Source organism: Neobacillus canaveralius, assembly GCF_047237705.1.
GTDB lineage: Bacteria > Bacillota > Bacilli > Bacillales > Cytobacillaceae > Neobacillus > Neobacillus niacini_K.
In genome coordinates this window covers 1,587,727-1,601,487 of the sequence record NZ_JBDFLL010000001.1, presented here as the reverse complement: position 1 = coordinate 1,601,487, position 13,761 = coordinate 1,587,727, and the positions used below count along the sequence as shown (strand labels likewise).

Annotated in this window: 15 protein-coding genes and 1 pseudogene; 3 read left to right on the top strand and 13 right to left on the bottom strand. The window is 37.8% G+C overall.

Annotation, left to right across the window (positions count from 1 at the left end):
- Window positions 1-3: 3 nt before the first annotated feature.
- Both spoIIP and gpr read right to left on the bottom strand, forming a co-directional pair.
- Entirely contained in the window at window positions 4-1,194 is a 1,191-nt protein-coding gene (gene spoIIP, locus ABC255_RS07865) for a stage II sporulation protein P (protein ID WP_412992568.1), read from the bottom strand.
- A 94-nt stretch (window positions 1,195-1,288) separates the two neighbouring features.
- Window positions 1,289-2,413 (bottom strand): GPR endopeptidase, encoded by a 1,125-nt coding sequence (gpr, locus tag ABC255_RS07860; RefSeq protein ID WP_412998504.1) that lies wholly within the window; start codon window positions 2,411-2,413, stop codon window positions 1,289-1,291.
- Window positions 2,414-2,881: 468 nt separating this feature from the next.
- Between gpr and rpsT the strand changes: the two genes are divergently transcribed.
- Entirely contained in the window at window positions 2,882-3,142 is a 261-nt protein-coding gene (rpsT, locus tag ABC255_RS07855; protein WP_412992566.1) for a 30S ribosomal protein S20, read from the top strand.
- Between the two features lie 47 nt (window positions 3,143-3,189).
- Here rpsT and holA read toward each other — a convergent pair whose 3' ends face one another.
- Window positions 3,190-4,206 (bottom strand): DNA polymerase III subunit delta, encoded by a 1,017-nt coding sequence (gene holA, locus ABC255_RS07850; protein ID WP_412992565.1) that lies wholly within the window; start codon window positions 4,204-4,206, stop codon window positions 3,190-3,192.
- Between the two features lie 308 nt (window positions 4,207-4,514).
- Between holA and ABC255_RS07845 the strand changes: the two genes are divergently transcribed.
- On the top strand, window positions 4,515-4,649 hold the full coding sequence (locus ABC255_RS07845; protein ID WP_045517769.1) for a YqzM family protein: 135 nt from the start codon (window positions 4,515-4,517) through the stop codon (window positions 4,647-4,649).
- Window positions 4,650-4,715: 66 nt separating this feature from the next.
- Here the strand turns inward: ABC255_RS07845 and ABC255_RS07840 are convergent, their stop codons facing one another.
- The 3 genes and pseudogenes from ABC255_RS07840 to ABC255_RS07830 form a co-directional block, all read right to left on the bottom strand.
- Window positions 4,716-7,049: a DNA internalization-related competence protein ComEC/Rec2 gene (locus ABC255_RS07840; RefSeq protein ID WP_412992563.1), complete on the bottom strand. Its 2,334-nt coding sequence runs from the start codon at window positions 7,047-7,049 to the stop codon at window positions 4,716-4,718.
- A 76-nt stretch (window positions 7,050-7,125) separates the two neighbouring features.
- Window positions 7,126-7,572: pseudogene (locus ABC255_RS07835) on the bottom strand (ComE operon protein 2); the annotation flags it as partial.
- 79 nt (window positions 7,573-7,651) lie between these two features.
- The gene (locus ABC255_RS07830) at window positions 7,652-8,284 is read right to left on the bottom strand and encodes a helix-hairpin-helix domain-containing protein (protein WP_412992561.1); all 633 of its coding nucleotides are present in this window, start codon (window positions 8,282-8,284) and stop codon (window positions 7,652-7,654) included.
- 87 nt (window positions 8,285-8,371) lie between these two features.
- On the opposite strand from ABC255_RS07830, the gene comER reads away from it, so the two are divergent.
- A complete protein-coding gene (gene comER, locus ABC255_RS07825; RefSeq protein ID WP_412992557.1) occupies window positions 8,372-9,196 on the top strand; it encodes a late competence protein ComER in 825 nt (274 codons plus the stop codon).
- 54 nt (window positions 9,197-9,250) lie between these two features.
- Here the strand turns inward: comER and ABC255_RS07820 are convergent, their stop codons facing one another.
- The 7 genes from ABC255_RS07820 to yqeH are packed head-to-tail and all read right to left on the bottom strand — an operon-like array spanning window position 9,251 to window position 13,737.
- Window positions 9,251-10,006, bottom strand: coding sequence for a class I SAM-dependent DNA methyltransferase (locus tag ABC255_RS07820; protein WP_412992555.1), 756 nt, complete (start codon window positions 10,004-10,006; stop codon window positions 9,251-9,253).
- Window positions 10,003-10,359 (bottom strand): ribosome silencing factor, encoded by a 357-nt coding sequence (gene rsfS, locus ABC255_RS07815; RefSeq protein WP_335535344.1) that lies wholly within the window; start codon window positions 10,357-10,359, stop codon window positions 10,003-10,005. Before rsfS ends, ABC255_RS07820 begins: the two co-directional genes overlap by 4 nt.
- 3 nt (window positions 10,360-10,362) lie before the next feature.
- Entirely contained in the window at window positions 10,363-10,929 is a 567-nt protein-coding gene (gene yqeK, locus ABC255_RS07810; protein WP_412992553.1) for a bis(5'-nucleosyl)-tetraphosphatase (symmetrical) YqeK, read from the bottom strand.
- A complete protein-coding gene (locus tag ABC255_RS07805; RefSeq protein ID WP_412992551.1) occupies window positions 10,919-11,488 on the bottom strand; it encodes a nicotinate-nucleotide adenylyltransferase in 570 nt (189 codons plus the stop codon). The genes yqeK and ABC255_RS07805 overlap by 11 nt, the downstream gene beginning before the upstream one ends.
- A gap of 16 nt (window positions 11,489-11,504) precedes the next feature.
- Window positions 11,505-11,795, bottom strand: coding sequence for a ribosome assembly RNA-binding protein YhbY (gene yhbY, locus ABC255_RS07800; protein ID WP_179596935.1), 291 nt, complete (start codon window positions 11,793-11,795; stop codon window positions 11,505-11,507).
- Window position 11,796: 1 nt separating this feature from the next.
- Window positions 11,797-12,627, bottom strand: a complete 831-nt coding sequence (gene aroE, locus ABC255_RS07795) for a shikimate dehydrogenase (RefSeq protein ID WP_412992548.1) — start codon at window positions 12,625-12,627, stop codon at window positions 11,797-11,799.
- A gap of 27 nt (window positions 12,628-12,654) precedes the next feature.
- Complete coding sequence (gene yqeH, locus ABC255_RS07790; RefSeq protein ID WP_412998503.1) at window positions 12,655-13,737, bottom strand: ribosome biogenesis GTPase YqeH; 1,083 nt, start codon at window positions 13,735-13,737, stop codon at window positions 12,655-12,657.
- Window positions 13,738-13,761 lie beyond the last annotated feature (24 nt).

The following is a 13,761-nucleotide window of genomic DNA, read 5'->3' as shown; positions in this document are numbered from 1 at the left end:
CTACTATTGTTTATCCGTGGATTGTTCTACATCATAATTTACTTTCTCAGCCTGCCAGAAATATTCACTAAAGACATCTGCAAGCGCGTCAGCTGAACGGTTTAACTCTTCAAAGGTATTATCCACACCGCCAAATTCAATTAACAAAGCATTGTCAGAAAGATTTTGATTATAAACTCCATTTGATCCGGCGTCTTTTTTCATCAAGACTCCCCAACTAATCCCTTTATATTTTTCTTGTAATAGGTTATGAAGATCCGTTGCTAGTTTTAGATTTTTTTCATAATTAGGGTTTTTTCCACCGACTACAAAAACCAATTGTGCATAGGCCTGTCCATTAATAATTGGTGTTGTTTTATCTTTACGTCTGGCATCTCGATGGATATCAATTAAATAGTGAATATCACTGTTTGTAGCAAGTGTCTCCCGAACCAATTCACCAGATTTTGAATACGCACCAGCCATTTTTACAGACCCCATTATATCGGATTTATCAATGGATGTACCAATTCCTCTCGCCTCTAAACCAGCTTTTAATTGATCCCCAATTTTAGTGACATTTAACTGGGAATGATAAGCGAGGTCAGGATCTGTTACCCCCTGTAAATAGGGTAAGTAGGATTCACGATTATGTGTAAAGTAGAGATGTACTGCCTTTTTATCGCCTGTTGTGAGCAATGGCTTTGAAGGCGTTCCGTTTTCTGTCCCTTCATCAATTCCCTCTAAGTTTTGCAGGGAGGCCTCACGCTCCGCCTTCATTATTTCAATTGGCGGTGCAGACTCCATCGGCATATTCGTATAATTGGACCCTTCACCAGCCACTACGATTTTTCCATCAAACTGAAAAAATCCTGGAAGCTCTCTGCCTAAAAGGCTCCTTGGATCATTTAAATTAATATTGCTCGAAAGCTTGAAAATTAAGTTCGTTAATTTGGGACTTGCTGTTAAATCATCCTCAATTGATAAGAAATGATGATTCTCCCATGCCATGAGTTGATAGAGCATTTTCCCATTTACTTCATTCGTTGCCGTATTAACTGAATTAGACATAGGTCTAAACTGGGGCTTTAACGATGTTAATAGCCCACTAATAGAAAATACCAGTAGCATAAACAATAGGATAAAAGAGGTTACTTTTATTAGATTCGTCCCTTGCACCGTCAAAAACAATCCGGAATTCCTAGTAGATTTCATGGTTCCACCTCTCAATTTGATTCTAGTAAATACTTATGACATTACTAGAATTGCTAGAACCATAAATCGCAATTAAGAGGTGGCCGAGAGAATATTATCTTGTATAGTAACCTGCATTTTCTTGATCAACATTACTGTGGAGCGAAGCATTTAACCCGCTGGCAATCAGGTTAGCCATATCCTCAATAAATACATCCACTTCCTTAGGTGTAACCATTAGATTATGGCCTAGAGGTGAGAGGACCTCGTATATTAATTTTCGTTTTTCTTCCTCTTCTAAAGTTCCAATCATCCCCAGGAAGGTCTGACGGTGTTTTTCTTCAGGAAGATCCTCTTCGGTAAGTTTTTTTCGTTTCCCAAAATTCATACCTGCTGGTGCGAGTGCTCTCGAAGGACGATTTCCTTCCTTAAGCTCCTTTCCAAAATGCTTGAGGATATAATCAATCGTGTCACTCGTAATCGACACCGCATCAACAACGGTCGGAACACCAATAGCTATAACCGGAACTCCTAATGTTTCTTTGCTTAATTCTTTTCTTTTGTTTCCTACTCCTGACCCTGGGTGAATACCTGTATCAGAGACTTGGATGGTAGAATTAACTCTCTCAATGGATCTTGCCGCTAAAGCATCAATAGCTATGACAAAATCAGGCTTGGTTTTCTCGACTACTCCAAAGATAATATCGCTCGTCTCAATTCCCGTTAATCCCATAACTCCAGGAACTAAAGAACTAACTGGACGATATCCTTCCTCTACACTCTCTGGCTGCAATTGGAACAAGTGCCTGGTGATTAATAGGTTCTCACAAACCATCGGACCTAGTGCGTCAGGAGTGACATTCCAATTTCCCAGCCCCACCACAAGGCAAGAGGCATCCTTTTTGATACCAGTTCCTTCTAAGAAGTGAGCAAATTCTTTTGCAAAAATTTCCTCCACCTTTTGTTGTAACGGAGTGTCCTGTTGTCTAATCCCTTGTACCTCAACTGTTAAATAGCGTCCCGGCTTTTTACCAAGCTGTTTTCCTCCTGTTTCTGTGACCTCCACTAAAGATATTTTTATATCCTCTATATCCTTTTCTTTAATAATGACTCCTTCAATTTGGGAAATGTTCTCTCCCTGTTGAACTGATCCTTCCCTATCAGCAATTACCATTTCTCTTGCTTCAATCGCTAAATCCGTTCGAATCGAGTACTGACTTAAGTCGATATTCGTATTTATGTTCTCCTGCATCTTTTTCGCTCCCATCCTTAAATTCTCAATCTAGCTCCAGCGACTAGGGGCTCGCGTCATAAGCTTGTCTAGTTGCGGCTCCTTGGGACTCGAGTCATAAGCCACCCCCTGAAGAAGGCAAAAAGCGCCTTCTTGCAGGGGTCGTCTTATGCCTTCGTCCCAGGGCAGTCGCCTCCACATTTCAGACAATCCAGCAAGAAGGTTAAAGAACAACCTTCTCGCCGGCTCGTCTTATGCCTGTCGCCCCTAGGCGAGTCGCTTCCGCCTTATAAACTAGAAACTATTTCCTATTTTTGCCCTTTTTCAGCTAAAACATTCAGGTTTTTCTTATATGTAAATAAATCTAGTATTGCAATATAGGGTTTGGTTTGATAAAATATCACTTGTTCTGAATAATTGTGAATGAAGGTAAAGTCGAGTTCATATAGTCTCGATTCTTTGTAGGAGGTGAAAGTAATGCCTAACATTAAATCTGCTATTAAGCGTGTAAAAACAAGCGAAGCTCGTAATGCTCAAAATACAACTGCTAAATCTGCAATGCGTACTGCTGTTAAGAAAGTAGAAGCTGCTGTTACTCTTAACGACGCTCCTGCTGCTAAAGAAGCATTCTCAACTGCTGCTAGCAAACTAGACAGGGCTGCTGCAAAAGGTCTTATCCATAAAAATGCTGCTGCTCGTAAAAAATCACGTCTTGCTAAAAGAGCTAACTCTCTATAATTTGAGTGCATAAAAAAACGATTCCTCTATGGAATCGTTTTTTTGTATTAGCGTTTTATTTTAAACAATAACATTTCAATTAGTAATGATTTATTCATCCCGCCCGTTTTCATCTGGTGATCAGCATTTGCAAGCATTGCCATAAGATTCGTCAATTCTTCATCTGTAAACTGATTGGCTTGGCCTGCGGCAAGCTTTACTCGAAAGGGATGAGTTTTCAAAAACCCCGCAATTTGCTGCTGCCCATACCCTCTGCGCGAGAGCTCTTTTACTTGATATATTAACCTAAACTGCCCTGCCAGCAAGGCTAAGATTTTAATTGGCTCCTCATTTTGCTTTAATAAATCATAATAAATTCTAAGAGCAGCCTCTGGTTTTCGTTGTACAACCTTTTCAATTAAAGTAAAAATATTTTGTTCAAGCGACCTTGAAACTAACTCTTCTACTATTGCCGCATTAATTCGTTTTTCCTCTGCGGCGTATAAAGCTAATTTATCGACCTCGCTGCTAATCATAAACATATTGGTCCCAACCAATGTTATTAACAAATCTAGTGCGTCCGGGTCAAAGGCAATGCCATTAATCTTAGCTCTTTCTTTCACCCAATTTTTTAAATCATGTTCATTTAATTTTTTAGCTTCCACCGCAACGGCAGATCTCTTTAATTCTTTGGTCACTTTTTTTCGTTCATCCAGCTTCTCATAAGGTGCTGAGATAACCAAAACAGTGTAGGGTGCTGGATCTTTAAGATATGCTTCTAGCCGCGCAAGATTATGGTCAATTTTTTCTTTGGTCTTTTCAGCCGTTAAAAATTTAGGATTATGTAGGAAAATCACTTTCTTTTCACCTAAAAAAGGGAAGGTTTCTGCGTCTTCTAATGCCGCTTCAATAGGGGTTTCATTTAAATCATATGCAGTAAAATTAAAGTCCTTCTCCTCTTCATCTAAAACTTGATTAAGCAGCAATTGTTTTGTTTCATTGATTAAAAAGGCTTCTGTACCATATAATAAATAAATGGGAGCAATTTCCCGTTGTTTAATTTGTTTCCAAATATCTAGTACCATTATCCAAGCTCCCCTTCGATTCACATTCCATTATCTATCGTAATGAAGCTTGGACAATTTGACAAGTGTTAAAAGGGAAAAGACGCTTTTACGAAAAGCGCCAATTCCCGATCTATAATGAACGCCTGCAATCAAAGCCCTAGGAAATTTAATTGCCTGGCGGAGTTCCTTGTGTAAATTTAGTGTCACCTTTTTGGAATAAAGTATTTGTGTCAACTCTTGTCAATAAAGGAAGTAGATATTGAAAGGATACTGGATTTTTTAATAAAAAAAGCTTATACTATTATGTGAAATAGGAGGGGTATACTGTGAATGAATTTGAAAAGAATGTGCAAAGTAAACGCAATGACGCAATTGATTCTGGGGTAGGCTTTATCGTTTCTTTTGGTTTTTTTGCTACAATGTTTATTATTGCAACAGTTATTAAAATTATCGGATCCTAATGTAATCTACATAATGAATGTTTGGAGGCTGCATATCTTGCAGTCTCTTTTATGTTTGCTGTTGAGCTATTGCTTTATATTATGTAAAAAGGAAGAAAAGGTTCCACTCTCACCGTAAAACTTATACGTAATTGCACCATGCAGGTCAGTCCTATATATAGTTGTTTTTGCTAATCGTTCTAACACCTCGTTATGAGGATGACCATATCGGTTTCTTTCACCAACAGAAATCCAAGAAATAATTGGTGTGATGCTTTTGATAAATATATCACTGCTTGAGGTCTTACTTCCGTGATGACCAGCCTTTAAAACATCAATATTCAAAGTGGGGTATTTCTTTAAAATCCTTTCTTCCCCCTCTTGATCGAGATCACCCCCAAAAAACCACTTGAGCCCTCCAATGTTTGCGGTAAACGCGATGGACCCACTATTACGCTCACCCTGATAATTTTTTTCAGGACTTAATACATAAAATAAGCTTTTTTCATTTTTCCATTGGATTCCCTCAGAAACCATCACCACTTGTATACCTTTTTTATTCGCCTCCTGAATAATGGTTAATTCTGCTTGTGAAGGTTCAGCAACAGACGGCATAATAATCTGTTTTATTTCAATTTCCGTCAAAATAGCCATAGTGCCGCCAATATGATCACTATCACCATGTGTAAGAATTAATTTATCTAATTTCTTTATTCCCTTCCCCTTCAAAAAAGGGACCACCACATCTCTCCCAACTTCATATGGTTTTGCTGATTTTTTCCATTCTTCCTCTTCAAATTGAACACTACCTCCAGTATCAATTAAATAGGTACCCATACCAAATGGATAGTGGATTAATATACTATCACCCTGTCCAACATCAATCATGGTGACCTCCCCAAATGGATTTGCCCAATTCCATACGGTCTGAAAAGTAACTAAGATAATTGTCAAAATGATAATCGTTTGTTTCCGTCTTTGCTGCAAACCTGCTTCCCATATTAGAAAAATAATCAGGACAAGTAAAATATAAACGATAAAGTTTAACCAATTCGGTCTTCCAGTTATGAGCTGAGCAAAAGATAAGTCAGCAAGCTGTTCAATTAGACTATTTGCTAAATTTATGATTTTCATAAATAAATTTATTAGAATTGAAGGAGCATCTTTAAAGATAATCTGAATGAAAAACAAAAGATATAAACCTGGAAGAAAAACAAACGAAAAGAGTGGAATATAGAGTAGATTCGCTGCAATGCTTATAAAGGAAATTTCAAAAAAGTGGTACAGCAATATTGGCAGCGCTGCAAGTTGAGCAATGATTGATGTAACTACCATCGCTGAAATGGTTTGTTGATACCGAGGCAATATGCTTGAGGAAGACAAAATAATAGCAAAACTGACGGAAAAGGATAGCTGAAACCCTGCATCTAAAATAATCAGCGGAGTAAAGAATACATATATCATTAGCGTGAGACTTATAGCGTCAATCGGTGACAGTTTTAATTGTTTCTTCCATCGTAAAATAAACAAAACAAGAAAGATCACTAATACCGACCTTATAACAGAAGGAGAAGCACCAGTTAATATTGCATAAATCGGTAAAATTACGAGAAGAAAATTCATCATGAACTGTCTAGTTAACCCGATTCTAATGCCTAAATAAAAAACCATTCCAATTAATAATGAAACATGCAGCCCAGAAATGGCCAGTAAATGGACAATCCCCGTCTTTTGATAATTCATTAATATCTCTGGATCAAACATACTCCGATCCCCAAAAATTAATGCTGCTGAAAGTGCCGCAATTTCAGGTGGAAAGTTTTTTTCGAGGTAGACTATACCATTAAAACGTAATTCTTTTATCATGGTTAATGGAGAAGATTTTATGAGAGAGCATTGGCTTAGAGGGTGATTACTTAGTTCCACAATCTTATAAACTTGTTTATTGGATAAATATTTACGGTAGTTAAAAGCATTGTGATTTTTAGCAACGGGAGGATTTTTTAATTGTCCTGTTACTTGACAGAGACGACCATAAAAGTTGGTGTTTTTTAGTTCCTTTTTCTCTTCCTCAGATTTGATTTTATAGCGTATTAGAAGCTTTTCTTTATTCAATGTATCTAATGCCGTAACCTGAAGCAAATCACCATCGACTTTTGTATTCTCTGTAAATCGAAGATGAAAGGTAGAAGTACTGTCTGACAGTTTAGATTTATTATTTGCTAATGTATGTTCACAGGTGAGAAAAAAAAGAATGAACATGCCGATGACGAATAAAAGCTGGTGGCTGCGATACCTCTTATATTTGTACAGGAGAATAAGGTACATTACCGTTAAAAGCAGGAACGGAAGAAAAGGAAATAGTGAGGTTAATACACCTAATAATGCAGCAATCGCAAAATAAAAATATTTACCATTCATATTGTTCACCATTTTTCAGTACAGGATATAACGCCGGGGAGTCCCGGCGCTATTTTGAGGCTTATTGGTTTAATTGGCGTAAATCAATAACGGATTCTTTTAATTCTACCTTTTCAGTCTTTACTTTAGCCTGCTGAAATAACTCCACTGCGTGAGGGTGATTCTTATAATCTTCTGCATAATAAACTGTTTTAATCCCAGCTTGGATAATCGCTTTGCAGCACTGCAGACATGGAAAATGAGTCACATATATTTCAGCTTCAGCCGTGGGTACACCAAATTTGGCACATTGCAGGAGAGCATTCATTTCTGCATGAATCGTCCTAACACAATGATTATCTATAACATAACAGCCTTTATCGATACAATGGTCTCCACCCGCAATTGAACCGTTATAACCACCCGCAATAATTCGCTTATCTCTGACAATCGTCGCGCCCACTGTAAGTCTTGTGCAGGTACTTCTTAATGCCAGCAAATGGCTTTGTGCCATAAAATATTGATCCCAAGAAACGCGCTCCACTTCCCCAACTCCTCCAAAATTCGATTTATTTCTGCCTTAAGTGTAATAGTAGTGACTTTAAAAGGTCAATAAGATTTCCTTATTGAACCGAAATTAAATCTTTTAATTTATCAAATGTTTTGTCACCGATTCCGCTTATATTTTTCAAATCTTCAACACTTTTAAACGGGCCATTTGTTTCCCTGTATTCCATAATCGCAGCAGCCTTTGAAGGACCGATCCCAGGCAGGTTTTGCAATTCATTTTCATCTGCTTTATTTAGATTTATCTTTCCTTGTTTAGTCCCCCCTGTGTCAGAAGGATTACTAGTCAACCCCTGAGGGATATTCCCTTCCTCCCCCTTTGCGGGAATATAAATCACCATTGCATCCTGAACATGCTCAGCAAAATTCACCTTGCTTTCATCTGCATTTTCCGTTAGCCCTCCAGCACGCTGGACCACATCTATTACCCTTTCTTCCGGACTGGATGAATATACACCTGGCATTTTGACCTGCCCCTTTACATCTACAATGAAGCTTTCTGCTACCTTTGTTTGGTTTTGTGTTGGTTGGATGACCTCCTCCTCTTCAATTATTGCAGTAGGAACAATTTCTTCCACATTGATTTCTGAAGATGATTTTCTTTCCTCCAAAAAATAATAAAGTGCTGCAAAAGCTATGATGACAGCAATAATCAGATAAATTTTATGCTCATTCATCCAATCCTTCATAATGAATCCATCCTTTCAATTGGTATATTTCACTATCAATTTTCATATTGTTATTAGAGAATCTGCAGGCGAAGGAGGGTCAGAATAATGAAAATTGGTATCATAGGTACCGGTAATATGGGGACAATTTTGATTGAGGCTTTAATTGACGGAAAAGCAGTTTCCCCTTCTTCAATGGTTATTACAAATAGAACAAAAACTAAAGCGACGCTGCTTAAAGATAAATATAAGGATATAAGGGTTGGGGAAAATGCAGCTGCAGTCGCATCTCAATCCGATTTGGTGTTCATCTGTGTAAAACCTTTGGATGTTTATAAAATTCTTGCTGAGATTAATCCCCACTTGAATAATAGGAAATGTATCATTTCCATCACTAGCCCTATCGATACAGGTCAACTTGCTGCGAAAACAACGTGTTCAGTTATTAGGGTTATTCCGAGCATCACAAACCGTGCATTAGCAGGAGTTTCTCTTATTACGTTTGGTGAACAGTGCAGTGAAAGTTGGAAAACAAAAGTGGAGAGTCTATTTGCGAAGATTTCGGTACCAGTAGCAATCGATGAAAAAATAACGAGAGTGGCTTCAGACATTGTTAGCTGTGGTCCTGCATTTTTCAGTTACCTGCTGCAACGGTTTATACTGGCAGCTGTAAAGGAAACTGAGATTGATCAAGAAACGGCAACAGTGATGGCGAGTGAAATGATTGTTGGTCTCGGGGAGCTAATCAAACAAGGGCACTATACATTACCTTCCTTACAAGAAAAAGTTTGTGTTAAGGGTGGTATCACGGGTGAGGGCATCAAGGTAATGGAGGAAGAGCTTGGAGAGATCTTTGAACATGTTTTTCAGGCAACACATTCTAAATTTAATGATGACTTAGAAAAAGTTAATTTGCTGTTCTATAAACAATAATTCGCTAAGAGGTAACATAATCCTTTATTTTTCACAAAAAAAAGCCATCTTTTTTTACTTAGATGGCTTTTTTGTTGCAACAAAGAAAATTCTTTCTGATTGTTCCTGTGGTTCTCTATTTTCGAAATCTGCACTAATCTCCAACAATTCAAACCCTGCTTGCGCTAGCCATTCTGAATACTGACGAACTGGGTAGGTTCTTTGATAATGAAGTTCATCAAAGCGGTCATACTTGCCAGTTTGCTCATCTAAAACAAAAAAGCTTAATTCATGCTCTACACTATTAGGTAAATCTCCAGCAAAGCTATTCCAAATATAGGATAAGTGTTCCTCTGCTAATGTAAAGCTTTGGTTAATAAAAATTTGAGAAATTTTATAAATAGAATGGACATCAAAAAAGAATATGCCGCCATCCTTTAGGTGATTGTAGCTACTTGTAAACGTATGTATGACATCGTCATCAGATTGCAAGTAATTTAAGGAATCACAAAAAATACCAATAATATCAAATTCTTCGTGTCCTTCTAAACTTGCCATGTCCTGTTCAAAAAAAGGAATTTGCAAACCTTCTTCTTGTGCTTTTGCCTGTGCAACCGCGAGCATATCAGCAGATAAGTCTACACCCGTAACCGAAAAGCCCTCCTTTGCGAAACGAACGGAGAGCTCTCCCGTACCACAGGCCAGATCAAGTAGATTTTTACTACCTACTTGATACTGTTCTAATTTTTCTTTAACAAATCTCACCCATTCATCATATGGAGCGTCTTGCATGAGCTCGTCATATAGATAGGCAAACTGCTCATAGCTCATGTTGTAAGCTCACTGCGAATATCCTCTAAAGGTGCATCGCCCCATAAGCGTTCTAACTTATAGTAACTTCTCTCATCACGATGGAATACATGTGCAACCACATCACCAAGGTCGATTAGAATCCATGTAGCTTCATCAAAGCCTTCCATTCTTCGCACATTATAACCGTGTTCTTCGGCTTTTTCTTTAATTTCTCTTGCAATCGCCTGAACTTGTTTGTCCGAGTTTCCGTGACAAATAATAAAATAATCGGCAATTAAAGAGATACCCTGCATATTTAGTGCTAAAATATCTTCAGCTCTTTTATCATCTGCAGCTTTTACAGCAATTTTTAATAACTCTTGATTAGACATTAATCAATCCTCCTGACTCATTACGAGATCATTATATGTTTTAAAACTATCCGGATAAACCGGTTGATTCTTTTTCATTAAGAATAGTATGGTATTCTTAACGGCTTGTATTAATGCCGTATCCAAATTTTCTTTGGCTAAGCCTCTAACCTCATCAACTCCTGGAAAATGTCGACCTGGTTCAATATAATCGGCTAAATAAATTACTTTTTCCAGCAGAGTCATTCCTGGCCTTCCAGATGTATGGTAGCGGATCGCATCAAGTACTTCCTTATCCTTTATTCCCGCTTCGATTTCCACCAAGTAAGCTCCTGCAGGTGCATGCCATAATTCTGCATGATAGTGAAGTAAATCTTGAGGGAATTTTTGGTTCAGGATAATTTGCCTCATTTCATCCTTAGGACGAAATTTAGCATAGTCATGAAAGATTGCAGCTTTTTCTGCCTTTTTTTCATCAGCACCATACTGTTTTGCCAATGTAATGGCAGTTTCCATAACGCCTAAAGTATGCTGATATCTATGGTCAGTCAACTGTTCTTTTACAATTTTTAATGCTTTTTCACGTTCCATATAAATGATTCTCCCTAATAAAATCGATGACGGGGTCGGGTAATAAATAACGTACCGTCATCCCCTGCTGTACTCTCTCTCTTATCATGCTAGATGAAACATCGAATGCTGGCACATCGACGTAAATGATAGGATAATCGGTTTTAATGCTATACTCCGGCCTTTGAACACCAACAAATCTCACAAGCTTAATCAGTTCCTCAATTTTATGCCATTTAGGCAGGTATTCAATCATATCTGCTCCGATGATGAAGTAGAACTGATGATTTGGATATTGTTCGTTCAATATCTTCATGGTATCGACAGTAAACGATGGGCCCGATCTCTCCAACTCATTTTTTTCGATTCGGAAGGATGGATTCCCTTTGATAGAAAGCTCAAGCATTTGCAGCCTGTCTATATTCTCAACTGACTCCGATTTCTGCTTATGAGGAGGCTCTTGGTTTGGCATAAACCAAACTTCATCTAGATTAAGTTTGGAGAGTACCTCATTAGCAATTAACAAATGTCCGAAATGAGGCGGGTCAAATGTCCCTCCCAAAATCCCAACCTTTGTCATGATGAAACCTCCTGTACTATGGAAGTGAAATTTGTTTCTTTTCTACCGACTCTTTATAAAGTACGATCGTATTTCCAATGATTTGAACAATTTCAGCACCTGTTCCTTTAGCAAGCTGCTCTGCAACAACATCTTTATCTTCTTCACAATTTTGCAAAACACTTATTTTAAAAAGTTCTCTGGCCTCTAACGCATCCGCCACTTGCTTGATCATATTTTCATTTACTCCGCCCTTTCCTACTTGAAAAATCGGATCTAAATGATGAGCTTTTGACCTCAAAAATCTTTTCTGTTTACCTGTTAACATTTCACGCCTCCAACTGTCTTAATACATTTTCTCTCATTCTTTTTACATCTGGGAAAATTCCTGTCCATTTCTCAAAAGCCAGAGCACCTTGATAAACAAACATTTCAACTCCATTTTGGACTGTTGCACCCTTCTGCCTTGCGTCTTTTAGGAATTGTGTTTCTAGTGGGTTGTAAACAATATCACAAACCAAGGCATGGGTATTTAAATTTTTCAGACTAATGGGTGTTTCTGAAATATTAGGGTACATGCCTATCATTGTTGTTTGAATAACTACATCATATTCATTCAGTTGAACCTCTGCCTCATCTAAAGATAAGGCTTTAGAGTTTGATTCAAATGGGCATGCCTCGATTAACTCTTTCGCTTTTATGACCGTTCGATTGGTAATATCAAGTGCAAGAGGCTTCATTTTCGCCATCGTAAAATAAATGGCCCTTGCAGCCCCTCCTGCCCCTATAACTAAGACCTTCTTGTCAGAGAAGGATGAGATATAAGGTTCTAAACCTTTTATAAATCCATATCCATCCGTATTATAACCGATTAGTTTACCGTTATCATTAACCACCGTATTTACTGCACCAATACTCAATGCCAAATCATCAATACCATCTAAAAAAGGTATAATGGCGCTTTTATGCGGGATGGTTACATTAAAGCCTGATATTCCAATTGCCTTTAACCCTCTAAAGGCTGTTTCTAATTCCTCTGGACTTACTTTAAAGGGATGATAATGGGCGTCGATTTCATAATAGGATAAAACATCATTAAGCATAATTGGTGACATTGAGTGACCAATTGGATAACCCAAAACCGCAAAAAGTTTCTTCACCTGATTCCCCTCATTTCCCCGTCTAAATTAAATTAAGGATTTTCGTGTCAAGGTTTGCACACCCTTTGGCACATATGCCGCAACCTTTACTCCTGGCTCGTTAACGGTGACCCAGCCAAGTCCAGAAAACACAACATCTGTTTTTGCATCCTTAATCGTAAACTCTTGTCTCACTAGCTCAGGAAATGATTCCAATTCATCCTTTCGAGGTGGAGCTAGGAGTTCCCCGACATGGTTTCGGTATAATTCATCGGCATTCTCTGTTTTGGTACGATGAATATTAATTTCATTTGAAACATGGCAAACAAATGAATTTTTGTCACCACTAATAAAATCAAACCGAGCCAATCCTCCAAAAAACAAGGTTTGTCCTTCATTTAATTGAAATACCTTTGGTTTTATCTCTTTTTTAGGAGTAATAATTTTTAAATCGTTCTTATCAACAAAGTGTGCCATTTGATGGTGATTGATAATTCCTGGAGAATCAATCAGTGCTTTTCCATCCTCAAGTGGTATTTTAATGATATCTAAAGTGGTACCAGGAAAGTGTGATGTCGTAATAATATCACCTTCACCAGTAACCTCTTTGATAATTCTATTTATAAATGTAGATTTCCCTACATTTGTACATCCTACCACATAGACATCTTTTCCATTTCGCATTTCATCTATTGCTGCTGCTGTTTCTTTGATATACTTGCCTTTCTCAGCACTAACTAAATAGACTTCCTCGGGCCGTAGTCCTAACTCTTTTGATTCCTGTTTCATCCAATTAATCAATTTGTTATGTTTCACCGATTTAGGCATTAGGTCCACCTTATTACCAACTAAAACTATTTTGTTATTGCCGACAAATCGGTGTAACCCTGGCAGCCAGCTACCATTAAAGTCGAAAATATCAACAATCATAACAATTAATGCATCCGTTTGGCCAATGCCATTCAAAATTTTCAAGAAATCATCATCGGTTAAACTGACATCCTGAACCTCATTGTAATGTTTAAGACGAAAACAGCGCTGACAAATAATACTTTCCTTTTCGAGCGCTGATGTCGGTGCATATCCTAATTCCGCGGGGTTTTCAGTTTGGACCTTAACACCGCACCCCATACATAAATATTGCTCTTGTTCACT